The sequence below is a fragment of the Paenibacillus sp. J5C2022 genome (assembly GCF_025567625.1).
Classification (GTDB): domain Bacteria; phylum Bacillota; class Bacilli; order Paenibacillales; family Paenibacillaceae; genus Pristimantibacillus.
Map to the genome: position 1 here is coordinate 102551 of NZ_JAOQJC010000016.1, position 23635 is coordinate 126185.

The window sequence follows — 23635 nt, forward strand, 5'->3', positions numbered from 1 at the left end:
ATCTGACAGATGCAATGTTATCCAGGAAAGGCGCGCGAAAGGCCGCAGATATTCCCGCCGTAGTAATTGAGCTGCTTCATAAGGGGCAGTTGGAATCGGTTAATTTGACAGAATGGTTGGCCGTAGATCATGCGATACTGCTGCAAAATGTCCTTGTTGAGTCAGGACTTGAAGGGGCAGCAGAACGGATAATTGGGAGGCTGAATGAACAGGCCGAGACAAGTGTGATGAAGCTCATCCCTGTCATAGCGAAGGAGCTGCTCCTCGTCCTGAAGGAGCAACCTGACGGGGCAGGCTCCCGAATATTCTCTGAGCTGGCGAACCATCGTTCCGATAGTGTCCGCTGCTGGGCTGCTTATATGATAGGGGAGAATGACCGATTGACTGCAATTGAGAAGTTGGAGAAGATTCGTCCATTCGCAGCGGATTTGCACTTTGGGGTGCGCGAGATCGCATGGATGGCCTTAAGAGAAACGGTCATCAACAATCTGACTGAATGTCTGGCGCTACTGCTGGCATGGGTAGCGGACGAAAATGCGAATGTTAGGAGGTTCGCGATTGAGCTGACGCGCCCGCGAGGTGTATGGGCCAAGCATATCGCTGTGTTGAAAGAGAATCCGGCGCTGGGGCTGCCGCTGCTGGAACCGGTCAAGTCCGATGCGGTCAAGTATGTGCAGGATTCCGTAAGCAACTGGCTGAACGATGCAAGCAAGTCGAATCCTGAGTGGGTCATCCGTACTTGTGCGCAATGGTTGGAAGTCTCCGATACGAAGGATACTAAGCGCATCGTAACACGAGCCAAGCGGAGCTTGGGCAAGTAGGCATCTTGCACAGCAATATCACAGTCGTAGCCGCAGCATCACCCGTAAGACTCTCTACAGGGAGGGACGGATGCCACAGAGGTTATTTTGCCAATATGGACAAGTTTCAGGAGCTAACGGGTGCAATAGAGCTTATTGGAGTGAAGTAGGCGAAAAAGTAGCTATTTGTTCCTAAATAAGCTCAGCAGCAACCGTTACCTGAGAAAACTTGCGATTTCAGAGGGAATAGCGGCACTGGCGCACGTTAGCGGTAGAAGTAGAAGTAGAAGTAGAAGTAGAAGTAGAAGTAGAAGTAGAAGTAGAGCCAAAGCCAACTGTCCCTACACCATTTAGCTTAACGGATGCCACAGAGGTTATTTTGCCAATATGGACAAGTTTCAGGAGCTAACGGGTGCAATAGAGCTTATTGGAGTGAAGTAGGCGAAAAAGTAGCTATTTGTTCCTAAATAAGCTCAGCAGCAACCGTTACCTGAGAAAACTTGCGATTTCAGAGGGAATAGCGGCACTGGCGTACGTTAGCGGTAGAAGTAGAAGCAGAGCTAGAGCCAAAGCTAGAACCAAAGCTAGAACCAAAGCTAGAACCAAAGCTAGAACCAGAGTTAGAGTAGAGTCAGCCAGTACCCCCGTCAGTACCCCCGTCTAAGCGAGTCGAAATGTGCGATAGCGCTGTGTTCCGCTAGCTACGAGAAGAAGCCTTTTGTCGATTAGCGATCGCAGCACAACTCTTGTTCGATGCTCCGATAGTTGAAGATGTGCGGACAGTTCCTTAGGCGTAAAAGGTTTCATTCTCGTTCTTGCGAACCGTATCGTTTCCGCTTCTGCCCATGTTAGCTCGGAATTCACTGTAGTGGAGAGAAACTTTCCGACAAACGAGAGCACCAATTGCTTAACGACGCCAGCATCTTCTTCAATTGACAAGTAAGCGATAGGGAGAAATAACCAATCATCGAGTGCGAGCAGCGCTTGCTTCATACACAAATCCTTGAATCGACTAGCTTCAATATCTCTCGCATGAGAGCGGAATCCATGGATTTCAACGCATCCTTTCTTACTGCCCGGCATATAGGCCAGATCCAGATAGCGGCACCCGTTATTGTAGTCCCTTACTTCAAATTCAGCGTGCAAGTGATCTAAATTTCCAATGGTGGGGTACCATATTGAGCGAAGCAATTCAACCGTACCATGCCCCAGTCCTCTCTGCAGCAGCTCTCTTCTTCTAGCGCTTTTCTCTGTTCGAATTTGATGATCCAGCCACTTATCATAGGCATCTTCATACGTGTTCATTCCATGATTCTCCCTTCATTGACGCACACAAAAAGCCGCTTCGACGCATGTAAGCTCTCCAAGAGCTATGCGTTCAAAGCGGCATGTGCTTCATGCCAGTGTATTTGAGTAGAATGTACCATATTTGGGCATTGCGCACAAGGAACAATTACACGAATGGCTTGCTACCTTAAGCTAACTGGCGTCATTGGGCTTATTTCGCAAAATGTTCAAGGTGTGAAGACGTAAAGGTTACCACGGAGCTTAAATGTGAAAAAGTGCGAGTACTGGTGAGAAAGGAGGAATAAGTGCAATCAATAGGGTGCATTAAAGCTTCAATATCAGCAAATATGAAGGGATAGGGTCGATGACGTCCGTTAACTTGCAACTCTACTCCATTACGATTACACATTGTACGAACGAAGCTACGCCGGTGAAGCGTCAACTAATCCATACGCCATTCGAATCGCATACGACAATGAGTAGGAGGATTGGTCGGAGGGGGGCATACGCTTCGAACTGTCGTGACGTTTAAGACACCTCCAAACCTGTCACAACAGGCATGGAGGTGTCTTGACTTGCGTACAGCAATATTAAAGCAGCTGCAGCGCATGGGAGAATTGCAGTCGACTTAGCCTATCGATTGCATGCCCGTTCCCCAATCCTCCTTGATCAAATCTGCTGTGAGCTGTCCGGACAGTGTCACCATAGGAACGCCCCCTCCGGGATGGGTGGAGCCGCCTACAAAGTATAGATTGCGCAAGAGTTCGCTTCGACTTGGAATTTTAAAGCCGCCGTTCAGCTTGCGATCCGTCGCCACGCCGTAGATGGAACCGCCGTTCGAACCGTACAGTCTCTGCAGATCGTCGGGAATAAATGAAGATTCGTATCGGATATGTCCCCGCAGATTGTTCAATCCCATGCGCTCCAGCTTATCCAGAACAATCTCTCTGTACCCCGATTGACGGGAATGCCAGCTCTCCCCTTCCTTCAGCGGCGGGACATGCGTAAGGACGAAGAGGTTCTGCATGCCCTTCGGCGCATGACCGGGATCGTTCTTCGCGGATACCCCGATGTAGACGGTAGGATCGGATGCGGGTACGCCCTCCTCGAAGATGTCGCGGAATTCCTTCTCCGGCTTCTCCGAGAAGAAGAAATTGTGATGCAGCAGTTGGTCGTAGCTTTTGTCCACTCCCAGCAGCAAGACGAGACCGGACACTGTCGGCTTGTATTTGACCAGATTCCTCGCGGCATCCTCAGAGCGGGGGTGCGAACGCAGTAGGGTGTTATATGCGGGAATCGCTTCCAGATTGGATACGATAATATCCCCCTGTACAATAGAACCGTCCGCAAGCCTCACCCCGGAAGCGCTGGAGTCTGAAGCGATGAGACTCTCGACTTTACAGCCCGTTCGAACCTCTACTTCCAGCTCCTTCATTAGCTTAAGCATCCCTCTCGCGATGTTGTACATGCCCCCTTCGACATAATAGATGCCCAGCCCGAGCTGGACGTAGACAAGCTGGGTCAGCACCGCCGGAGCGGCATAGGGAGAGGAGCCGACATACATGCTGAAGAAATCGAACAGCTGGCGAAGATGCTTGTCTTTCATATAGCGGCCGGTGCCTTGGCTCATCGATCTTATGGGATCCATCGCCATTAGCTCCTTCAGCGTATGAAGCGACCGGAGTTCGCTCAGGCCGCTCAGGCTGCGGCTGTAATAGCTTTTGCAGCTTGCCTCGTACATCCTCTGGCAATAGTGCAGATAAGCCAGCAATTGGCTTTCGTCTTGCGAAGAATGCTGCCTCACCTGACGCAGCATGGCGGGAAGATCACTCGTGACATCGATGGTGACGCCGTCTTCGAAGAAAGTTCTCCATTGCGGCTCGACGCGAATCAACTTCATATAATCCGACAGCTTGCGTCCGGCGCTGGCGAACAACTGGTCAAGCACCCAAGGCATTGTCAGTATGGAGGGGCCGGTATCGAAAGTAAAGCCGGAGCCTTCCCTAATATTCAACTTGCCTCCGAGGCGCTCATTTTTCTCTAGAAGGGTGACGCGGTGGCCGTCTGCGGCCAGTCTGATCGCAGCGGACATTCCTCCAAGTCCACCGCCGATAACAATTACGTTTTTCATTTCCTGCACACTCCTTTCCGTATATCCAATATCAATTGCAACAGTTGACTTCTGCCCCATCCTTATACAAACTGTAGATAATATCCGATAATTATGTATAAGGTTTTATTCATAGTCTCATTTATGCCATCATCCAGCTTTTTTTAAACCAAACGACTTCGCGTCTGCAATGAACCGGCTTGGGCAATACTGCCGAATGCCTCCCACGTGGTTCGCGGCGGCGCGCAGTCCGTTCGTAGCCGGATTGCTCGAGCCTTCTGCCGCGGAGAAGCTGTGGTATGAGGAGAAGCTGCGCGTGAAGAGATGGAAGGGGAGGCTACCGGATGGCGGCTCATGGTTCGAGGGGGGATTCGCCAAGCGGGAGCTGAGCTCGCGGCAGCCGGAATATATCCGGCGGTTTTTGCTGGAGACGAGGAGAGCGGAATGGACGCATTGGCTGACCATGGCGCCCGCGCCGCTCTTCTTGCTATGGAATGATGCCTTCGCCGGCATCATCATTATTATGTATGCACTAGCGGCCAATGTGCCGTTCATTATTGTACAGCGATACAACCGTTATCGCCTTCGCAGGGTGGAGAGATCATTATGGGGGAGAGAGTGATACGATCGTGTATACCATCAAACAGGTGTCGGAGAAGCTTGGCATACCTTCCGTGACGCTCAGAGCTTGGGAGAAACGTTATAACGCCGTCGTGCCGTCACGCACAGATTCGGGGTACAGGCTGTATAACGTCGAGCAGTTGGAGGAGCTGAAGTGGCTGAAGGATCAGACGGAGAACAAGGGGGTGCCCATAAGCAGAGCTGTGCAGCAGCTTCAGCAGCACCGAACCCGCAAGCGAGTCGGCTCCGTCTTCGAGCCAGCCGGACAATCCGGAGGAGGTGAAGTGTTAACCGGAAGCCGCCAGGAGTATCTGGACAAGCTGTACGGACTGCTTACCGGATTCAGGACAGATGATTCCCATACTCTCGTAGAGATGGGGTTTACCATGTTCGGCTATGAGACAATGGTATATAGCATATTGGTACGGCTTTTGATCAGAGTCGGAGACGAATGGGAGCAAGGGCTCGTGTCCGTGGCGCAAGAGCATTATATTACGCAATTTGTCATTCAGCGTTGTTTCCGTTTTTTTACCGTATTCCCGGTCAATTCCGCATTGCCCAAAGCGATTGCCTTTTGCCCGCCGGGCGAGCATCATCATGCCGGACTTCTTATATTTTCCTTATTTCTGCGGAAGCGGGGGGTGGAAGTACTCTATCTGGGACCGGATACGCCGGAAGATGGGCTGCATGCAATTATCTCTTCGCAAAACGTGCAGATAGCGTGCATCTCCTTGACGGACAAGAGGTTGCAAGAACAGACCATCCTGTTCATGGACAGATTGGCGGCGGGATTGCCCGATCTGGAATTCGTTCTGGGCGGGCACGGCTTCAGTGAACTACCCCAGCCATATGCGTCATGGCTGCTTCCGTCGGCGATGGAATCGTGGGATCGCTGGTTCAGCAATCGAGAGTCTTGATTCCTGTTCATACAGTTTGTATAATGTTTGTATAACGTTAGTCGTATGAAGGAGGCATTCGCATGAGCGGGGGGGAAATTGCAGTCATCGGAGCGGGGCCCGGAGGTCTGGCGGCAGCCATGCTGTTAAGCGGCAACGGCTACGATGTGACCGTCTACGAGAAGCAGCGGACGATCGGAGGCAGGACGTCGCGTCTGCAACTGGGCGACTACCGGTTCGACCTCGGCCCTACCTTTTTTATGATGCCTCATTTGCTGGAAGAGATCTTCCAGTCGGTGGGGAGGTCGCTCTATGATTATGTGACCATGGTCGAGCTTGATCCGCTTTACCGGCTGCAATTCGGAGATATCGACTTTCGGCCTACGAGGAAGCAGGAAGAGATGGTAGAGCGCATTGAGGCTCTGTTTCCGGGCAACGGAGCGGGCTACCGCCGATTTATGAGGGAGGAAGAAGAGAAGTTCCGCCGGATAGCGCCGCTGCTTCAGCGTCCCTTCAGCAAGCCGTGGGACTATGTCGCTCGTGACGTGCTCGCAGCACTGCCGAAGTTGCATGCGACCGATCATGTATACAATCGTTTGTCCCGCTACTTTGCCGATGAGCGACTGATTTACTCCTTTACATTTCAAGCGAAATACTTAGGCATGAGCCCCTGGGAATGTCCCGGCACATTCACGATATTGTCTTATCTGGAGCACCGGTACGGCTTGCATCATCCCATAGGGGGCGTGAACCGCATCTGCCATGCGATGGCGCGGGTCATTGAGGAATTCGGAGGCGTCATTCATACATCCGCTCCGGTAGACAGGGTGCTGATAAGGAACGGGACAGCTTATGGCGTCCAGTTGCCGGATGGCGACAGGCGGGAATACGATCATGTCGTCATTAACGCGGACTTCGCTACCGCCATGAACACGCTGTTCCGACCGGGCGAACTGAAGAAGTTCGCCCCGCGCAAGCTGGCGGAGAAGAAGTATTCCTGCTCGACCTATATGCTGTATCTCGGCGTTAACCGCAAGGTGAACCTGCCTCACCATACGATTCTGTTCGCGGACGATTACCGAAGCAATGTGAAGAACATGATGTCGGAAGGTGTGCTGTCGAGCGACGCTTCCGTCTATGTGCATAATCCCGGCGCTAATGATGCTACACTTGCTCCGGACGGCAAGAGCGCCCTGTATGTCCTGATGCCCGTTCCGAATCTGACGGGAAGCATCCCATGGGACGAGAAGGAAGCGGAGGTTCGCCAGTCGGTGCTCACGAGGCTGGAGCGGCTGCCGGAGCTTGCCGGACTATCAGGCGATATTGAAGCGGAAGCAGCAGTGACGCCTGCCGACTGGCGCGATAACTATGGCGTCTTCCAGGGCGCGACCTTCAATCTTGCCCATTCGCTGGACCAGATGATGATGCTGAGGCCGCACAACCGATTCGACGAGCTTCGCAACTGCTGGCTTGTAGGAGGCGGCACCCATCCTGGCAGCGGGCTGCCAACGATATTCGAGTCGGCCCGCATTAGCGCCGGGCTGCTTATGAAGCAGGACAGAAGAACGGCTTCCTGCTGGAGAGATGTCCTGCCGCTGCCGTGAAGCCTGTTACCGCTTACTATGCGATGAACAAGGAGCAGAAGCCCGTCGCGACGCTGCGGTTCGGCGGCGAGCTGCTGCTGGATTGGGAGGCGATTGGGCGCAAAGCGATCGTCGCCGGCTTGCAAGCCGCGATGGAGAAGCAGCTGAATGAACATCGGGAGAGCTCCATTGCTGCCGACGGCGGAATCATGGAAGGCTACCGTCCTATCTTGCAGTCGGGCGCATCTACTAGCGGCCGCTATGAAAGCTTTAGAAGGAGGCTGGCGAAATGGAATCCGTTCTCTGGCTGATTGCGGCGTTGCTCGCGGCTCAGTGGCTGTTCGTCCTATGGAATCTGTCACAACTGCCGCGTATGGCAGCGCAAGCCGGTCGTCTCGGCGCTACGCTGTCCGTATTGATCCCCGCCCGCAATGAAGAAGGGAATATAGCAGATTGCTTGCACGCGGCGATTGCCGCTGCCGGAGATCATGAGGTGGAAATCATTGTGCTGGACGACGGGTCTGTCGACCGTACTGCGGAGCTAGTCCAAGAGGCGGCTGCTTCGGATGCAAGGGTACGATATGCGGTAGGAAGCGCGTTGCCGCCCGGCTGGACCGGCAAGTGCTTCGCTTGTCATCAATTGGCGAAGGAAGCGAATGGCGAATGGCTGCTGTTCCTGGATGCGGACGCCCGGCTGAGCCCAGGCGCGATCGAAGCCGCGATGGCTGCGGCAGTGCGGCAAGGCAGAGGCCTGGTAACGGGCTTCCCGTTCCAGTCTACAGGATCGTGGCTGGAACGTCTGGTCGTTCCGATGATGGTGTTCACAGTCGCCTGCCATCTGCCGGTGCGGCTTGTTCGCGCTTCCCGGGATGCCCGATTCATCGCTGCGCATGGCGCATTCTTGCTGGCGCATCGCGACAGCTACGCCGTTGCGGGCGGCCACGAGGCTGTCCGTGGTCATCTGGTGGACGATATGGCGCTGGCGAAGGCGATGAAGCAAGCGGGAGAGCCGGTGATGCTGGCCGACGTAAGGGAGTATGTCTCCATGCGCATGTATACGAAGGCGAAGGAAGTGTGGAGCGGGTACAAGAAAAATATATACGAAGGGCTGGGGCGGAATGCGTATCTGTTGCTGGCCGTCGTCCTGCTGTACGCGGCACTTTATCTAGTGCCCCCGCTGGCGCTTCTCGTTCAGCTCGCCGCTGAAGCGTTCGGCGCTTCCTCTGCGGACGCGCACGGACGGCTCTTCGCCGCGCTCGCAGGCTGGCTGCTTGGACTGGGCATCAAGCTGACAATCGACTCGCGCAGTGGGCAGCCCATATGGCTGGCATTGCTTCTGCCGCTCAGTATTGGCGTCGTTTGCACCTTGGCGCTCAGTTCGTGGCGGGGCTCCGGCAAGGCGGACGGCTACGAATGGAAGGGGAGGAGCTACTCGTAATGAAAAGCGTAATCGTCATAGGTGCCGGGCTTGGCGGCTTGTCTGCGGCGATATCGCTTGCAGCCAAGGGGTACGGGGTTACTGTTCTGGAGCAGCAAGCGGAAGCCGGCGGCAAGCTCCAGCGGATAGAGATGAATGGATACCGGTTCGACCGGGGCCCCAGTACGATTACGATGCCCCATATCTTCCGCCGGCTGTTCTCCTCCGTCGGCAGACAATTGGAGGATTATGTGCAGATGGAGCAGCTGGAGCCGGGTACGCGCAACTTATTCACCGACGGACATGCGGTCGATTTCACCAGCGACCTGACGGCTATGGAGAAGCAGATTGCGCGCTTCAGTCCGAAGGATGCGGCGATGTACCGCTCGTTCATGAAGGAGTCCAAGCGGCTGTACGATACGTCGGAATCGTTGTTCCTGAACCGGCTGCTGCATCATTGGCGCGCGAAAGCGGATATCCGCCTGCTTGCCGGACTGATCTCGGTCCGCCCTGCGACAGGCTATCATTCGCTGCTGCGAAGGTATTTCAGCCACCCCAATACGCTGGCTATGCTTGGGCGCTACGCCACGTATGTCGGTTCATCGCCATACCTTGCTCCCGCCATCTTCGCGATGCTGCCTCACCTGGAGCAGCAGCTGGGCGTCTACGGCGTGCGTGACGGCACTTATAAGCTGGTTGCGGCATTCCGCAAGCTCGCGGAAGAGCTTGGGGTTGTGTTCCGATTCGGATGCAAGGTCACCGCCATCAATAGCAGCAAGAGAAGAGTGACAGGCGTCTCCAGCGATTGCGGCGACTTCAGCGCCGAGCTCGTCATTGCGAACGGGGACGTTCTGTCCACGGCCGCAGAGCTGTTGACCGAGCAGCAGCGGCCGTCTTTAAGCGATCGCCGCATCGACAGACTGGAGCCATCCTTGTCGGGCTATGCGGTGCTGGCCGGCGTGCGGAGAGTGTACGATCGCCTGCTTCACCATACGGTGTTTTTCCCAGAGAGATACGGCTCGGAATTCGAAGACATATTCCGAAGGAAGCGGCTGCCTGCCGCTCCCGCCATCTACGTGTGCTATTCCGGTTATTCACAGCCCGGCATGGCTCCCGAGGGCTGCAGCAATCTCTTCCTGTTGGCGAATGCACCATATATGACGGGAGAGAATCGGCATATGCTATCCGGGGAAGGGTACGGCGACCGGCTGCTGAGGCAGCTGGAGCGAGCGGGGCTTCAAGACTTGACAGCATCGCTGGCCTGCAAGCAGAGCTACACGCCGGTGCGGCTGCAGGACGATACGTCGGCCTATCGCGGCGGGATATACGGTATTTCGTCCAATTCAGCTCGCCAGACATTCTTCCGTCCATCCAATCGAGGAGATCTGAACGGCTTATGGTTCGTTGGAGGAACAACGCATCCCGGAGGCGGCACGCCGCTGGTCACGCTGTCCGGCATGCTGGTCGCCGAAGCCATCGACAGCTGACGCGGCATGTGTGAACAATCGGCATATATATTCGTGAATATCGAGCATGTTTGAAGCTGCTTTTCGTTCTTAGGAACGGAAAGCGGCTTTTTCGACTTTGAAATGGGAATGCAGACGATGCGACCTGGAGCAGGCACGTGGGACAAGCTTGCACATTTTTTCCTTTACTTTTTGTGGAATAGTGATTATTATAACTTTAATAACTAATAAGTTTACAAAGTTATCAAAGTTGAATTTAACGAATATTAAGGGAGCGTGCAAAGCATGGGAACATTACAGTCGAAAGTGATCATGATTACGGGAGCATCCAAAGGATTGGGGAGAGCCATTGCGCTGGCATGCGCGAAGGAAGGGGCGAAGCTGGCTATATCCGCAAGGGGGGAGAAAGCATTGGCTGAGGTACAGGCGGAAGCGGCGAAGCTGGGAGCGGAAGTGCTGGCCGTCGCCGGCGATATGTCGCAGGCAAGGGACGTAGAGCGGTTCGTTGCGCAGACGGAAGCGCATTACGGCCGGATCGACGTGCTGATGAACAATGCTTCTGTGCTGGGGCCAAGTCCGATGCCTTATTTGCTGGATTACCCGGAAGCGGATTTCGAGCAGGTGCTGCGAGTCAATGCCATTGGCCCTTTCCTGGTGACTAGGCGAGTGCTGCCAGGTATGCTGCAGCGAGGAAGCGGCTCTATCGTCAATGTGACGTCAAGCGCTGGCCATGTCGGTTATGGCGGCTGGGGGGCTTACGGCGTATCCAAGTTCGCGCTGGAAGGGCTGACAGAGACGTGGGCCGAGGAAGTAGAGGAATCGGGCGTGCGAATCAATATGGTCGATCCTGGCGAGATGGATACAGCTATGCATGCGCTCGCCGTTCCGGATTGCGATTACGAGCTGGCTGATCCCCGCGACGTTGCCGAAGCATTCGTCTATCTCGCTTCCGAAGCGTCGGCTCATCTTCATGGCAGAAGACTGCAGGCCGAGCGATATCCGAATTGGGAAGAGGAGGAAGCGACATGAAAGTGAGCGCCTTCTCCTTCCATTTGCCCCCTTCGCTTAACGCTGCCATGCCCCCGGAACGAAGAGGCATCAGGCGCGACTACGTCCGCATGATGGTGCTGGATCGGGAGAGCGGTCGCATGGAGCACACGGCATTTCATCAATTGTCCGCATATGTAAGGCCCGGCGATATGCTTGTCATGAATGCCAGCCGAACAGTGCCGGCCGTTATGACAGCTGATCTAAGAACGCAAGGTTCCGCATCCGCGAGGACAGTGGAGATCAGGCTGGCAAGACGGTTGAACGAAGCCATGTGGGAGGTGTTGCCGGTGGCGGCAAGCCTATCAACTGGGGATACGCTCGTTTTCTCATCCCTGCTTCATGCCGAAGTTACGGACACGACTCGTCCGCCGTTCGCTACCTTGGTCTTCTCCCAGACGGGCACGAAGCTCTATGATTCCATCTATGCGCTGGGAGAGCCGATCCGGTATGAGTATATTCAGAAGAAGTGGGAGCTGGACTATTATCAGACGGTGTTCGCTACCGTGCCGGGATCAGTCGAGATGCCATCCGCTGGCCGCGCATTCAGCTGGGAGCTGCTGTTCAAGCTGCGCCGCCAAGGGATCGGAACGGCATACTTGCAATTGCATACCGGGCTCTCCTATCTGCTTGACGATAATAAACCGTTCGATCCCAGCGAGCACTACGAGCATTATGTGATACCGGAAGCGACAGCGACTGCGATTACGCAGACGAAGCAAGCAGGCGGCAGAGTGATAGCGGTAGGCACGACTGTCGTTCGCGCGCTGGAGAGTGCGGCCAGAAGGGATACGGCGTTGCAGGCGCAATCGGGATGGACGAATTTGCACGTCGAACGTTCTTTTCCCTTGCAGATCGTTGACGGCCTTATAACCGGCTTCCATGAGCCGGAAGCGAGCCATCTCGATTTGCTGTCCGCGTTCGTGGAACCCTCCTTGCTGCTTGACGCTTACGGCGAGGCGATCCGTGAGCAATATTTGTGGCATGAGTTCGGCGACATGAATTTGATTATATAAGGGGGAGCGGTATGTCACCATGGTTGGGCATTCATCATATCGGCATCGAGACGGACAATATGGAGCAATCGCGCCACTTCTATGAGAAGTTGCTGGGATTTCGCCTGGAGCGGCGATTGACATGGCGGGATGAACAATTGGTATTCCTGAAGCAAGGGGATGTGCTGCTGGAGTTGGTGGGGAAGGTGCAGTCTGTCGAACTATCCTTCCATTCCGCTCCCCGCACCTCTGCCGCGATGCATCTTGCGCTGGAAGTTGAGGATGTGATTAAATTAGTAGAACAGTTGCACGAGCAAGGGATTCCTGTAATCGATGGGCCGCATGAACTGCAGAACGGCTGGATTATCGCTTTTATAGAGGGCCCTAGCGGCGAGCTTATCGAATGCATTGAAGTGTGAGAGAAGGAGGGGCAGGCGGAATGGCTACGACTGGCAATGTGTCGACCAGGGAACAGATCCTGCATATGATCAAAAAACAAGGAGCGCTTAGCGCCAATGACATCGCTGCGCAATTGCAGGTGACGAATATTGCCATACGAAAGCATCTGGTCCATCTGGAAAATGAGCGCTTGATCAGGGCAGAACTGGTGCGCCAGTCGATGGGCAGGCCCGCCAATCTGTACTCCTTGACAGAAAAAGGCGAGGGGCTGTTCCCCCGCAATTATTCCGATATCACATTGGACTTTCTGAACGATATCCGCGAGATGAGCGGCGAAGGGATGGTCGATAAGCTGTTCAAGCAGCGCGAAGACCGGCTGGCCGGTCAATATGAGGAGCGGGTCATTGGCCCGACGCTTCAGGAGCGGGTACGTCAGCTTGCGGAACTCCAGGAGGAGAAGGGGTATATGGCGGAATGGAAGCAGGAGAAAGCCGAAGGGCATTATGTGCTGACGGAGTACAATTGTCCTATCCGAGATATTGCCATGAATTACAAGACGGCTTGCAGCTGCGAGTTGTCCCTGTTCCGCCGGGTGCTGAATGCCGATGTGCAGCAGTTGGAATGCAAGGCGAAGGGCGACGGCAAGTGTGTGTATGCGATCAAAGAAAATAAGAAAGTTTAATCAAATTGGAAAAAACGGGCACAGTAACGCCACTTAAGCGTTGCTGTGCCCGTTCATGCGTCATATGGAAATTGCTTCTGATAGCAGCGGCAGCTGCCCGCAGGATGATCTCACTGCGATGACAGCATATGTCTACAAAGCTGCAGGCTTCACTGCGTATTCGCCGCAAGCTTTCGCCGATTCCAGCCGAACAAGACTGCAAAAAATAACAGTACGGCCCCCGTACACATGAATTCTTGCACGATGCTAAGCGATAGCCAGCCGAGCACGGTAGCTCCAGCCACGACGCCAAGCGAGAAGAAAGCGTAGAAGTAGCCGTATGCCTTGCCGCGCAGCTCCGGAGGCGTCGACTGGATCAGCATCGTATTAATGGAAGGAAACAAGAAAGCAAAGCCTATTCCGTACAACGCCAGCACGCTGTATAGCGCAGGAGATGTTCCGGATTGGCTGATGAGCAGCTGGCTGATTCCCATTAGACCCATGCCTGCTCCCATCGTCAGCGATGGCGCTACGCGATCGAATATGCGATTCGTCGGCAGTACGAATACAATGATGGCAATAATGCCGAATGTGCTCATCAGCATACCGCTCATGCGGGAATCGTACCCCAGCTCCTGCACATGAAGCGGCAGCAGATAAGCGATGACGCCTTGCGAGAACATGAGGAAGAATGCGCCGCCGAACGCTTTCAGCACGCCCGCATTCATGAAGGACCCGGTCATGCGGCTTGCGTTGTCTTCTGTCTTCTTCACAGGCTCATGCTTTCCGAGAAAGATCGCAGACAGAATAGCAAGAGAGAAGCCCAGTACCGCGACAAAGGTGAATACGGCAGGCACGGATGTCTTGCTCGCCATAATGCCACTGAATGCTGGACCGATGACCGCGGCCAGACCGACGAACGAGCCGATATTGGCCACTTTCTTTCCTTGCTGATTTTTCTGCGTCGTATTGGCGGAGAAGGTGAACGCCGCAGGCACAATCAATCCGGCGACGAAGCCGTGAATGATGCGTACAGCAATCAGCACCGCCGGCTGGTCGACCAAGTGGTACAGCAGCAAGGAAGCGCTGGACAGCACCAAGCCCGCCATCAAAATTTTGAATGGTCCAGTCTTATCCGTCATGATGCCCGATATAATGTTGCCGAGCGTGTTGGACAACGAATAGATGCCGATGACGAAGCCGGCGATGAATGAGGTTGCTCCGACGGATGTGGCGAAGGTGCTCATGACCGGCAATTGGGAAAATAGGTCGAAAAACGAGAAGAAGACAATACTGTACACGAGCAAAGTGTAATTGAACGGCTTCACATTGTACTTATCCTGGGCTTTCCTCAGCTGCCAGTCCAGAAAGAAGTTCGCCAACGGAATAAAGGCGGCGAGCATGGCAGCCGCCGGCCATAGCAAACTCCACTTCACGCGTATAGCCGCATAGAAGATAGCGATCGCATATAGGATAAAGATGCCGCCATGAATGGCTCCGACGATAGATACGGCCTTTTCGAAGCCCCACACATATTTCAACGGCATGGCGATGCCAAGCAAGACTAACAAAGATATACCGTCCATAAGTCCGGTTATGCGCAGCAATCGAATGGGATGTGTTTGCACTTGAATGACTCCTAAGCATGTCGTATTTGAATGATTCCATTCTACCATTAGATGTCGGGATGAATACAGGAACAAACCTTGACAATTGCTGCCGATTCGGTTGATTGTGCCGAACTGTTAAACTATCGTCACATTTGACCTTAGCGTCAGGATCAATGATAATTTGAACTATCATGATAGCTGGAGGAGAACGATTACATGGGCTACCGTACTTTAGAGGAATGTATAATGGATCTGGAGAAGCACGGTCACTTGGTCAGAATTAAGGAGGAGGTCGATCCCGATCTGGAGATGGCCGCCATCCACTTGAAAGTATATGAAGCAGGCGGACCCGCGCTGCTGTTCGAGAATGTAAGGGGCTCGAAGTTCAGAGCTGTATCCAATCTGTTCGGCACGATCGAGCGGAGCAAGTTCATCTTCCGCGATACGTTCGAGAAGGTGCAGGGGGTGATCGCGCTGCGCAACGACCCCATGAAGGCGCTGAAGAATCCGATCGGCTACTTTGGCACCGGAGTGGCGGCCAGCAAGGCGCTGCCCATTAAGAAGTCCGTTCCTTCCGGATTCAAGGAGATTGCGATTGACGATATGCCGCTCATCAAAAGCTGGCCGATGGACGGTGGAGCGTTCGTCACCCTACCTCAGGTCTATTCTGAGGACCCGGACAAGCCGGGCATTATGAACGCCAATCTGGGTATGTACCGCGTGCAGCTTAGCGGCAACGAATATGAATTGAACAAGGAAGTCGGCGTTCACTATCAAATTCACAGAGGGATCGGCGTCCATCAGCATAATGCGAACAAGCTGGGTAAGCCGCTCAAGGTGAGCTGCTTCATCGGCGGACCGCCTGCGCACACGCTGTCGGCGGTTATGCCGCTGCCCGAAGGGATGAGCGAGCTGACGTTTGCCGGTCTGCTCGGGGGACGCAACTTCCGTTACAGCTATGTGGAAGGCCATTGCATAAGCAATGACGCGGATTTCGTCATTACGGGCGAGATTTATCCCGACGAGACGAAGCCGGAAGGACCGTTCGGCGACCATCTCGGTTATTACAGCCTGATCCACAACTTTCCGGTTATGCGGGTTCACAAAGTATACGCGAAGGAAGGAGCGATCTTCCCGTTCACCGTGGTCGGAAGACCTCCCCAGGAAGATACGTCGTTCGGCGCGCTCATTCATGAGCTGACGGGCTCCGCCATCAAGCAAGAGATTAAAGGCGCCAAGGAAGTGCACGCTGTGGACGCCGCGGGCGTCCATCCGCTGCTGTTCGCGATCGGCAGTGAAAGGTATACGCCCTATCAGCAGGTGAAGCAGCCGGCGGAGTTGCTCACGATCGCGAACCGGATATTGGGCACGGGACAGCTCAGCTTGGCGAAGTATTTGTTTATTGCGGCGGAGGAACGGCAACCGCTGACGACGTATGATATGCCTCGTTTTTTGGGCTACGTTCTGGAGAGGATCAATCTGCAGCGTGACTTGCACTTCCAGACGAATACGACAATTGACACGCTGGATTATTCCGGCACGGGATTGAATCAGGGAAGCAAGGTTATCTTCGCTGCGGTCGGCGAACCGATAAGGGAGCTGTGTACGGAAGTGCCGGCTGTGCTGAAGGGATTAGCCTTGTCGGGCTTTTCCGAGCCGCGACTCGTTATGTCGGGAGTTGTCGCCTTGCAGGGCGATGCATTCGCCAATTACGAGTCGGCAGGCGGAGAGATGAAGGCGTTAAGCGCGGAGATCGAAGCAGCGGGAGGCATGCCGGATTGTCCGATGATCGTCGTATGCGACGACAGTGAATTTCTCAGCGCGACCTTCGATAATTTCCTGTGGGCGACCTTCACGCGCAGCAATCCGTCCCATGACATGTACGGCGTCAATAGCGGCTATTCCTTCAAGCATTGGGGCTGCGACAATGTAATCATCGATGCGCGCCGCAAGCCGCATCAGGCTCCTCCGCTCGTTCCTGACCCGGAAGTGGAAGAGTGCGTCGCGCGATTTTTCGCTCCCGGAGCGGTGCTCGGCGGCTAGAGCCATGGAGCGGGCGTAAAGACGCCCGCTCCATGGCTGTGCTTTACGTCTGATCTTCACATCTGAGCACCACGTTTGATCTTCGCGTTTGATCTTCGCGTCTGATCTTCACATCTGAGCACCACGTTTGATCTTCACGTCTGATCTTCACATCTGAGCACCAAGTCTGGACTCTGATGCTGTTCGGCACTCGATACGTACTACTCACACTACTCTCACGGCCACCGCAGTCCCGCCCCCCCCACAGCCTCGCAGCCCCCGCAGTCCCGCAGCCCCCACAGCCCGCCGCAGTCCCGCCCCCCCCCCACAGCCTTGCAGCCACCGCAGTCCCGCCCCCCCCACAGCCTCGCAGCCCCCGCAGTCCCGCAGCCTCACAATCCCCACAACCTCGCAGCCCCCACAGCCTCACAGTCCCCACAGCCTCACAGTCCCCACAACCCGCCGCATAACTGGATTTTATCCATCTAATATCGGCTAATCTATTAATCTGTGAAGATCTAAATGGAAAAGATACAGTTGTTATTTGTGATTTAGTCGTTCTGAGCTTATTCTGCGTAAAATAATGACATAAAATCCATTTAACACTTCATTGTCGAGGGTACCAATGAATCTAATTACATAAAATCCATTTAAGCAGCCCTCCCTGCGAAATCGCTTCATATGTGTCTGGATATATACTTCAGAGCTTACAACAGAACTTTACCTTGGAACTTTACTGAAGACGTTAACTCGGAACTTTACTCAATACTTGACCCAGTTAACCTATGACCGGCGAAGGAATTTTAGAGCAGTGCTGTAACAGTAAATCTGACCAGATATAAATAGTATGCATTTACGTTACTACTTTACTGATCTTGTATGGCATGTATGGATTTCGTCTGTTTTTCACAACAAACCGCTCTCGAGTCCCTCCTTGGTAAGGTTATAGCTCATCACTCTTTGTCCCGTTTCTCGAACTACCGGCTGGAGCCATCCCTTCTCGCAAAGTCTCTGCAAATGGCGGATGGCTGTACGGTGGTCGATGGAGAAGTAGCGCGCTATTTCGATAGGCTTTACGGGTCGCGCTAGAAATGCAGCCAATCGTATGATCTCTTTATCAGCGAAATAAATACGTTCTGCGTTGGCGCTGGCCGTTTCGAATCTGCTCAATATGGTGCGCAACAAGTATATGCATAAGTCAGGCCGAGTAGCTACATCGTCGTATGCAAACGAGACAACATGATATCCCATTCCGTATAGAAAGGTTTCTCTCTTTAACTCATTGCAGAACTTCTCCCGATCCATCTCTTCAACGTGCGTTCTAAATCCCTTAATTTCGATGAGCAGCCGCCATAACTTCGGTGAATACACAAAGTCGGCAAAGTAGGGCCTGCCGCGCCAATCGATGACTTCATACTCCGGATGTAACTGACTAAAATGACCTTTAAGCTTCCACCATACGTTTTTTGTGAATAACTTTTCGGCGTGATTGTGTCCTCGTTCCAATCTGTTCTTGCGTTCACCGTTTCGTTTACTCAGATGGTCTTCGATAAATGCTTGATGAGCTTGCTCGAAATCATTCATCTAATCCACTCCCTTGTTAAAAATAAGAAAACGCCCTCAGTTCATCGAATTGATGAATGAGGACGTTCTTCGTCACTTACATCAATTATATACCAGCGGTTACTAATGGGTAGTAATTTTTGATTTAGTACTTCAAGCTTTGACGTCGGAAGTTCAGTATGAGAAAAACAATGGTATTGTATTTGGGACAATTTTGACCAGTTGAATGATGGAGGTAATTAAGGAGATAAGTTTTATGATTACTTTGGGTTGACTTTTTTGCGCTTTCAGGCTATGGAGAAGGGGAGTAATTGTGCACAGTGATGAGGGGCGGAGGATTGGGTTGAAGTGAGTCGGCGGGAGTGGAGGATTGGGTTGATGTGAACTAGCGGACGTGGAGGTTATTGGATTGATAATGGATTAATAGCAGTTAGATTGGTGCAAACTGGAACTTCTGTTGGGAGAAGTGGAAAACATACAGTTAATTGATAAACTATTAAGTCTAGACGAAAAATCCGGTGTAATTAGTTACAAGAAATCCATTTAGTTGATTGCTTATAGCGATTTAAGGTTAATTTAGTTACATTAAATACAGTTCGTCTAATGTGTGACCAAAGTCTAATGTGTCTCATTTGGTATGCAGAGAGGAGAGGAAGTTGAGCATGCGAAAAGTCATCTATCAAGTGGTTGTTTCGCTGAACGGGTATTACAAGGGGAGACACGGTGCGATTGACTGGCATCGCGTAGACAAAGAGTATGATGCATACGCGGCAGAGCTGCTGGATGCCGCCGATACGATAATCCTTGGCCGGGTAACCTATGTGCTTATGAGCGCCTATTGGCCGACTGATGCGGGTAAGAGAGGAAATCCGGTAATCGCCGAGCGGATGAACCGGATGTCCAAGATTGTGTTCTCCCGTACGCTGAATAACGTGGAATGGGAGCATGCGCGACTGGCGACGGCCGATCCGGCACAGGAACTGTCGGCATTGAAAGCGCAGCCGGGCCGATCGATTGTCGTACTGGGAAGCGGTCAGCTTGCCGCCGAGTTGGCGGATCTTGGACTTATCGACGAATGTCAAGTGATGATCAATCCCGTTGCGCTTGGAGAGGGAACTCCGATTTTCCACAGGCTGAGCAATCGATTGGAGCTGCATCTCGCAAGCGTACGTTCATTCCGATCAGGCAATGTTATGCTCTGCTACGAGCCTCTACGCTCCATGCCAAAGTGATGGGCCAGAAGCGATTCGAACTGCTCGGTGTCAATCGCGATCTTCGTCATCTTCCCGTCAATCCATTGTGTCAGTGAAGCCGGTGTCAAGGTGACACTACCAGTCGGCATCAGCTTGGTCGCCAGCAAACCACTGTTGAACGGGGAGTCGGGACGCTCCACAATAATCTGTTGAATCCTGTTCACATCAGCCAGCGTCAGAGGGGACAGTCTCGTATCGAAGGCGTAGCCCACTCTCCATTCCTCATGCTTGTGCAACAGCTTCATCTCCATCACATAGTTGCCCTGCTCCAGGTTGGCAGGCGCGATACGGAATGCTCCGTTGCCGGAGCAGACGGTCTCGCCGGACATCGGAACGGGCACAAGCGGCAGGTTGCCTCCAAAGCCTGTATCGATGACGTATTCCCTGCCTTCATGCGTAAGCAGAACGGTGACATGTGTTCTTCCCAGCGAGAAGAAGACCCCCTCATCGTGCTTATACACAATTGCTGACAGCAGCTTGGCCTGGAATCCGTTCTCCAGCAAGAAGTAGTAGAGCAGCATGTTCAGTTCGTAGCATAATCCACCTTCCCGGCGGTTCACTATTTTTTCAATTAAGCTCTCTTTGGAAATAGGCGTTGTTTGCTTGGCGACGACAGCCGTGTTCTCGAATGGCAGTGTCAGTCCCGCCCTTTCCAATAGATGGGGCAGCTCTTGAAAGCTAATGGGCGATTGTCCTTGGAATCCGATTCGTTCCCGAAACCGTTCATTAAGTGCATGCATCGCTCGTAATCTCCTTTCCTCTGGGGCGTCTCATTAGTTCCGCGTATCAGCTACTCTCATGATATGATGGTAGAAGATGTCTAACAAGCACATATGAACGTAACTGTATCGATACAGTAGCACGTTGCAAGCGGAAGTGGGGAGGAGGCGTCAATCGCCATGAGGAAATATGAGCAAGTCCGTACAGATTTGGAAGCGAAAATAACGGGAGGCCACTTTCGGCCGGGCGAAAAGCTACCTTCCGTACGTCAAGCGTCAGAGCAATATTCCTGCAGTATGAGCACCATAACCAGAGCGTATTCCGAACTTGAACATCGTCACCTTATTTACGCCGTTGCGCAGAGCGGCTATTACGTTGTGGAGAAGCTCGACGTATCTGATCGGCGACAGCATCAAAGCGGCATGATCGACTTCACTTCCGCATCGCCAGACGTCGATGTCTTTCCATATCTGGACTTCCAGCATTGCTTGAATCAGGCGATCGATACGTACAAATACAATTTGTTCACCTACGGAGACGTGCTCGGTCTGGACAGCTTGAGAAAGCGCCTGTCTTCGCATATGGCAGGCCATCAGGTGTTCGCGCCCCCGGAGCGGATCGTGGTCACCTCGGGCGCACAGCAAGCGCTGGAAATATTGGCTCGCATGCCAATGCCAAACGGTCGCCAGACGATACTGGTGGAACAACCGAGCTATAACTTCTATTTGCGTTACCTGGAGCGGGAAGGGCTGCCGGTTCGCGGCATTACGCGCACGGCCGAGGGCATTGATCTGGATGAGCTGGAGAGCATATTCCGGAGCGGCGAAGTGAAGCTGTTCTATACGATGCCTCGGCATCACAATCCGCTTGGCACGACATTAAGCGTCGCGGAGCGGAAGGGGATTGCCCGTCTGGCCGGCCAATACGACGTCTATGTCATCGAGGACGACTATATGGCTGATCTTGGCGGCGAGCGCGACTATGATCCCATATATGCTTACAATCAGTCCGGGCATGTCGTGTACGTGAAGAGCTTCTCGAAGATTATATTTCCAGGATTAAGATTGGGAGCGGCTGTTCTTCCGGCTGCGCTGATGGACGTCTTCCAGACCTATAAGAGCTACGGAGACACCTCCCTCTTATCACAAGCTGCCTTGGATGTATATATGAAGAACGGGATGTACGAGCGGCACAAGCATAAAATTTGGCAGCAATACGAGAGCCGGCTGTCAGAGCTGCATGACGCAGTGGCCAAGTTCAACCAGCATGGCATTCTTGAAGCAGCGAAGGTTTATTCCGGCGTATATGTGCAGTTCAAGCTGCCGCTGACGGTCAATCTGGAAGTGCTGACGAAGCGGCTGGCGGACAGAGGGGTGCAGGTCGTATCGGGAAAGGACAGCTATCTGTCGTATGTGCTCAACCGTGAAAAGTTTTTGCGCATCAGCATATCCCGTGTGCAGCCCCGGCAAATTGAAGAGGGCGTCCGCCTTATTGTGGAAGAGGCCGGAGCATACTCCTTCCCTAGCCTCAATTAGCCTACTATCGATCAAAATGGTCGCGTAGCCGCCAGAATGAGTGGGAAAGTGTGCTCTATCGCTCAAGATGATCGCATATCCCCACTGATAGAGCCACGTCCCGCCCAAATAGCCTCCCATCGCTCGTATTGGTCGCGTATCCGCCAGAATGAGGGGGGAAGTGCGCTCTATCGCTCATTTTGGTCACATTGCCAGTCTCGAATGCCATTGAACAAGAGGCCTTCCCGCAAGCCATTCACAAGCATGCCGGAAAGGCCTCTTGCGCTCGGCGGAGCTAGACCAAAGTCGAGTCCAGCTTTACTTCCCGGGCTGGATTCCGATCCTTGACCGGCGAGGTATGCTGAATGAGACCGAATCCGACCGCAAGCTGGCCCAGCTTAGCCGGGTTGGACTTCGAAGTCGGGGTCCCACTTGTACTTCTCTTCATGGATGCGCATGACTTCATTGTACAGAGGTGTGGACGACGTGACGTGGCTGCGGACGTGGCGGTACAGCCTCAAGAATCGTTCCTTGGGCAGCAGTCGCGCATAGCGCAGCAGCAAGTAAGGATACAGACTCATATATCTCCGCTTCCGAACGGCGGCTCCGGCGACCAGCGCCATAATGGCTTCGCCGTCCGAAAGCTTCAGTATATGCGATTCGTGCTGGAGCATATAGCGGAACGTGTTTTCCCTGATCAGGTCGCGCCTGATTTTGGCGATCTCGCCGATATAAGCAACAAGCTCGGCGTTGAAGCTCTCCATGAGCAGCTGCTCCAGCATAAGATCCATATCCTTGCGCAGCCGGAACGTCTGCAGCAGCATGATTTGCTCGATGCGAAGCCTGTCATTCTGCACCAGCGAGCCGATCTCGCGCAGCATCTCGTACGTACGAGGCTTGTCGCCCTGCTGGAACACTTCGACGGCAGACTGATGATCCCGATGCAAGCCGGCTGCGAGGCCGTTTTGGTGGCGCAAGAATAATTTTTCAAGCTGAGCGCGATGAAGTGCAGGGGTCGAGCGCTTCTGCATCGTCAATAATAGATACAGCAATGCGATGCCGACAGCAAGCAGCAATATCAATTCCCACAGACGTTCTGCAAGAACAAGACCGCCGCCGGTCAACAGGAGCAGAAGCAGCCTGGATCGCCAATGCGACCAGCTTACCCTCGCTGCGGCGTACTTTTCAACTGGGACTAACGCATGCTTGCCGCAAGAAGGGCACTGTTTTTCTCCTAGCACGGTGAACGCGCGGCATTTTCGACATAGCTTCAGCTTCTGGTAAGGATGTTGGACGCGTTGATAAGGTCGCAGAGTGACAGGTGTTTTTTTAATCGTCATACGTCGCTTTGCCCTCTTTTCAATATAGACAGCACGAGTCTGCCCAGTTGCTCCTGCGAAGGGGCTTGTTTCATTTTCAGGCGATAGCGGACGGTCAGATAAGCAATGAGTAGAACCTTTAGTCCCAGAATTACGTATATAACCATGTATATAGACCCTCCCCGAGATGACAAAAAAAGTGATTTATGGAAGCTCATAAAGTATACTTGATTCTAGTATACCAAATGAAATCAGATCAAGACCAATTCCGTAATGACTGGCGCGCGCACTACGGGGAGCCGCTATCGATATGGCTTCAAATCTAGCAATCTATTTATCAGCAATGCGACTA

21 protein-coding genes are annotated in these 23635 nt (G+C 53.3%); 14 read left to right on the forward strand and 7 right to left on the reverse strand.

All coding sequences use genetic code 11. The features are described 5' to 3' along the window. The first annotated feature begins 14 nt into the window (after positions 1 to 14). Positions 15 to 821 (forward strand): DNA alkylation repair protein, encoded by an 807-nt coding sequence (locus tag M6D81_RS14850; RefSeq protein ID WP_262677718.1) that lies wholly within the window; start codon positions 15 to 17, stop codon positions 819 to 821. A 639-nt stretch (positions 822 to 1460) separates the two neighbouring features. Here M6D81_RS14850 and M6D81_RS14855 read toward each other — a convergent pair. Beyond that, positions 1461 to 2105, reverse strand: coding sequence for a transcriptional regulator (locus tag M6D81_RS14855; protein ID WP_262677689.1), 645 nt, complete (start codon positions 2103 to 2105; stop codon positions 1461 to 1463). 610 nt (positions 2106 to 2715) lie between these two features. Beyond that, positions 2716 to 4218: a phytoene desaturase family protein gene (locus M6D81_RS14860; protein WP_262677690.1), complete on the reverse strand. Its 1503-nt coding sequence runs from the start codon at positions 4216 to 4218 to the stop codon at positions 2716 to 2718. Positions 4219 to 4414: 196 nt separating this feature from the next. Here M6D81_RS14860 and M6D81_RS14865 point away from each other — a divergent pair, with 196 nt between their 5' ends. The 10 genes from M6D81_RS14865 (at position 4415) to M6D81_RS14910 (ending at position 13303) form a co-directional block, all read left to right on the forward strand. Beyond that, positions 4415 to 4819 (forward strand): glycosyl-4,4'-diaponeurosporenoate acyltransferase CrtO family protein, encoded by a 405-nt coding sequence (locus M6D81_RS14865; protein WP_262677691.1) that lies wholly within the window; start codon positions 4415 to 4417, stop codon positions 4817 to 4819. 7 nt (positions 4820 to 4826) lie between these two features. Next, on the forward strand, positions 4827 to 5735 hold the full coding sequence (locus M6D81_RS14870) for a MerR family transcriptional regulator (RefSeq protein ID WP_262677692.1): 909 nt from the start codon (positions 4827 to 4829) through the stop codon (positions 5733 to 5735). Between the two features lie 62 nt (positions 5736 to 5797). After that, positions 5798 to 7318, forward strand: coding sequence for a phytoene desaturase family protein (locus tag M6D81_RS14875; RefSeq protein WP_262677693.1), 1521 nt, complete (start codon positions 5798 to 5800; stop codon positions 7316 to 7318). Beyond that, entirely contained in the window at positions 7315 to 7608 is a 294-nt protein-coding gene (locus M6D81_RS14880) for a hypothetical protein (RefSeq protein WP_262677694.1), read from the forward strand. Before M6D81_RS14875 ends, M6D81_RS14880 begins: the two co-directional genes overlap by 4 nt. After that, positions 7587 to 8735: a glycosyltransferase family 2 protein gene (locus M6D81_RS14885; RefSeq protein WP_262677695.1), complete on the forward strand. Its 1149-nt coding sequence runs from the start codon at positions 7587 to 7589 to the stop codon at positions 8733 to 8735. Before M6D81_RS14880 ends, M6D81_RS14885 begins: the two co-directional genes overlap by 22 nt. Then, positions 8735 to 10201: a phytoene desaturase family protein gene (locus M6D81_RS14890; protein WP_262677696.1), complete on the forward strand. Its 1467-nt coding sequence runs from the start codon at positions 8735 to 8737 to the stop codon at positions 10199 to 10201. The genes M6D81_RS14885 and M6D81_RS14890 overlap by 1 nt, the downstream gene beginning before the upstream one ends. 264 nt (positions 10202 to 10465) lie before the next feature. Then, positions 10466 to 11209: an SDR family NAD(P)-dependent oxidoreductase gene (locus M6D81_RS14895; RefSeq protein WP_262677697.1), complete on the forward strand. Its 744-nt coding sequence runs from the start codon at positions 10466 to 10468 to the stop codon at positions 11207 to 11209. Then, positions 11206 to 12243 carry an S-adenosylmethionine:tRNA ribosyltransferase-isomerase gene (locus M6D81_RS14900; protein WP_262677698.1) on the forward strand — a complete coding sequence of 346 codons (1038 nt, stop codon included), beginning with the start codon at positions 11206 to 11208 and terminating at the stop codon, positions 12241 to 12243. The genes M6D81_RS14895 and M6D81_RS14900 overlap by 4 nt, the downstream gene beginning before the upstream one ends. A gap of 11 nt (positions 12244 to 12254) precedes the next feature. Continuing rightward, complete coding sequence (locus tag M6D81_RS14905; protein ID WP_262677699.1) at positions 12255 to 12641, forward strand: VOC family protein; 387 nt, start codon at positions 12255 to 12257, stop codon at positions 12639 to 12641. 20 nt (positions 12642 to 12661) lie between these two features. Then, positions 12662 to 13303 (forward strand): helix-turn-helix transcriptional regulator, encoded by a 642-nt coding sequence (locus tag M6D81_RS14910; RefSeq protein WP_262677700.1) that lies wholly within the window; start codon positions 12662 to 12664, stop codon positions 13301 to 13303. A 149-nt stretch (positions 13304 to 13452) separates the two neighbouring features. Here the strand turns inward: M6D81_RS14910 and M6D81_RS14915 are convergent, their stop codons facing one another. Continuing rightward, the gene (locus M6D81_RS14915; RefSeq protein WP_262677701.1) at positions 13453 to 14910 is read right to left on the reverse strand and encodes an MFS transporter; all 1458 of its coding nucleotides are present in this window, start codon (positions 14908 to 14910) and stop codon (positions 13453 to 13455) included. A gap of 198 nt (positions 14911 to 15108) precedes the next feature. On the opposite strand from M6D81_RS14915, the gene M6D81_RS14920 reads away from it, so the two are divergent. Continuing rightward, a complete protein-coding gene (locus tag M6D81_RS14920; protein WP_262677702.1) occupies positions 15109 to 16935 on the forward strand; it encodes a UbiD family decarboxylase in 1827 nt (608 codons plus the stop codon). A gap of 885 nt (positions 16936 to 17820) precedes the next feature. On the opposite strand, the gene M6D81_RS14925 is transcribed toward M6D81_RS14920, so the two are convergent. Further along, complete coding sequence (locus M6D81_RS14925; RefSeq protein ID WP_262677703.1) at positions 17821 to 18498, reverse strand: hypothetical protein; 678 nt, start codon at positions 18496 to 18498, stop codon at positions 17821 to 17823. Between the two features lie 641 nt (positions 18499 to 19139). On the opposite strand from M6D81_RS14925, the gene M6D81_RS14930 reads away from it, so the two are divergent. Further along, positions 19140 to 19709 carry a dihydrofolate reductase family protein gene (locus M6D81_RS14930; protein ID WP_262677719.1) on the forward strand — a complete coding sequence of 190 codons (570 nt, stop codon included), beginning with the start codon at positions 19140 to 19142 and terminating at the stop codon, positions 19707 to 19709. On the opposite strand, the gene M6D81_RS14935 is transcribed toward M6D81_RS14930, so the two are convergent. Beyond that, a complete protein-coding gene (locus tag M6D81_RS14935; protein ID WP_262677704.1) occupies positions 19679 to 20470 on the reverse strand; it encodes an arylamine N-acetyltransferase family protein in 792 nt (263 codons plus the stop codon). The two genes, M6D81_RS14930 and M6D81_RS14935, sit on opposite strands and share 31 nt — an antisense overlap. A 159-nt stretch (positions 20471 to 20629) precedes the next feature. On the opposite strand from M6D81_RS14935, the gene M6D81_RS14940 reads away from it, so the two are divergent. Then, a complete protein-coding gene (locus M6D81_RS14940) occupies positions 20630 to 21985 on the forward strand; it encodes an aminotransferase-like domain-containing protein (protein ID WP_262677705.1) in 1356 nt (451 codons plus the stop codon). A 377-nt stretch (positions 21986 to 22362) separates the two neighbouring features. On the opposite strand, the gene M6D81_RS14945 is transcribed toward M6D81_RS14940, so the two are convergent. Then, entirely contained in the window at positions 22363 to 23304 is a 942-nt protein-coding gene (locus tag M6D81_RS14945) for a hypothetical protein (RefSeq protein ID WP_262677706.1), read from the reverse strand. Further along, positions 23301 to 23450 carry a hypothetical protein gene (locus M6D81_RS14950; protein WP_262677707.1) on the reverse strand — a complete coding sequence of 50 codons (150 nt, stop codon included), beginning with the start codon at positions 23448 to 23450 and terminating at the stop codon, positions 23301 to 23303. Before M6D81_RS14950 ends, M6D81_RS14945 begins: the two co-directional genes overlap by 4 nt. Positions 23451 to 23635 lie beyond the last annotated feature (185 nt).

Excerpts from the sequence above, each read along its gene's own strand:
- M6D81_RS14910 (WP_262677700.1), top strand. The coding sequence starts at position 12,662 with ATGGCTACGACTGGCAATGTGTCGACCAGGGAACAGATCCTGCATATG.
- M6D81_RS14860 (WP_262677690.1), bottom strand. The coding sequence starts at position 4,218 with ATGAAAAACGTAATTGTTATCGGCGGTGGACTTGGAGGAATGTCCGCT.
- M6D81_RS14930 (WP_262677719.1), top strand. The coding sequence starts at position 19,140 with ATGCGAAAAGTCATCTATCAAGTGGTTGTTTCGCTGAACGGGTATTAC.
- M6D81_RS14890 (WP_262677696.1), top strand. The coding sequence starts at position 8,735 with ATGAAAAGCGTAATCGTCATAGGTGCCGGGCTTGGCGGCTTGTCTGCG.
- M6D81_RS14940 (WP_262677705.1), top strand. The coding sequence starts at position 20,630 with ATGAGGAAATATGAGCAAGTCCGTACAGATTTGGAAGCGAAAATAACG.
- M6D81_RS14925 (WP_262677703.1), bottom strand. The coding sequence starts at position 18,498 with ATGAATGATTTCGAGCAAGCTCATCAAGCATTTATCGAAGACCATCTG.
- M6D81_RS14945 (WP_262677706.1), bottom strand. The coding sequence starts at position 23,304 with ATGACGATTAAAAAAACACCTGTCACTCTGCGACCTTATCAACGCGTC.
- M6D81_RS14900 (WP_262677698.1), top strand. The coding sequence starts at position 11,206 with ATGAAAGTGAGCGCCTTCTCCTTCCATTTGCCCCCTTCGCTTAACGCT.
- M6D81_RS14905 (WP_262677699.1), top strand. The coding sequence starts at position 12,255 with ATGTCACCATGGTTGGGCATTCATCATATCGGCATCGAGACGGACAAT.
- M6D81_RS14935 (WP_262677704.1), bottom strand. The coding sequence starts at position 20,470 with ATGCATGCACTTAATGAACGGTTTCGGGAACGAATCGGATTCCAAGGA.
- M6D81_RS14850 (WP_262677718.1), top strand. The coding sequence starts at position 15 with ATGTTATCCAGGAAAGGCGCGCGAAAGGCCGCAGATATTCCCGCCGTA.
- M6D81_RS14865 (WP_262677691.1), top strand. The coding sequence starts at position 4,415 with ATGCCTCCCACGTGGTTCGCGGCGGCGCGCAGTCCGTTCGTAGCCGGA.
- M6D81_RS14875 (WP_262677693.1), top strand. The coding sequence starts at position 5,798 with ATGAGCGGGGGGGAAATTGCAGTCATCGGAGCGGGGCCCGGAGGTCTG.
- M6D81_RS14920 (WP_262677702.1), top strand. The coding sequence starts at position 15,109 with ATGGGCTACCGTACTTTAGAGGAATGTATAATGGATCTGGAGAAGCAC.
- M6D81_RS14950 (WP_262677707.1), bottom strand. The coding sequence starts at position 23,450 with ATGGTTATATACGTAATTCTGGGACTAAAGGTTCTACTCATTGCTTAT.
- M6D81_RS14895 (WP_262677697.1), top strand. The coding sequence starts at position 10,466 with ATGGGAACATTACAGTCGAAAGTGATCATGATTACGGGAGCATCCAAA.
- M6D81_RS14885 (WP_262677695.1), top strand. The coding sequence starts at position 7,587 with ATGGAATCCGTTCTCTGGCTGATTGCGGCGTTGCTCGCGGCTCAGTGG.
- M6D81_RS14855 (WP_262677689.1), bottom strand. The coding sequence starts at position 2,105 with ATGAACACGTATGAAGATGCCTATGATAAGTGGCTGGATCATCAAATT.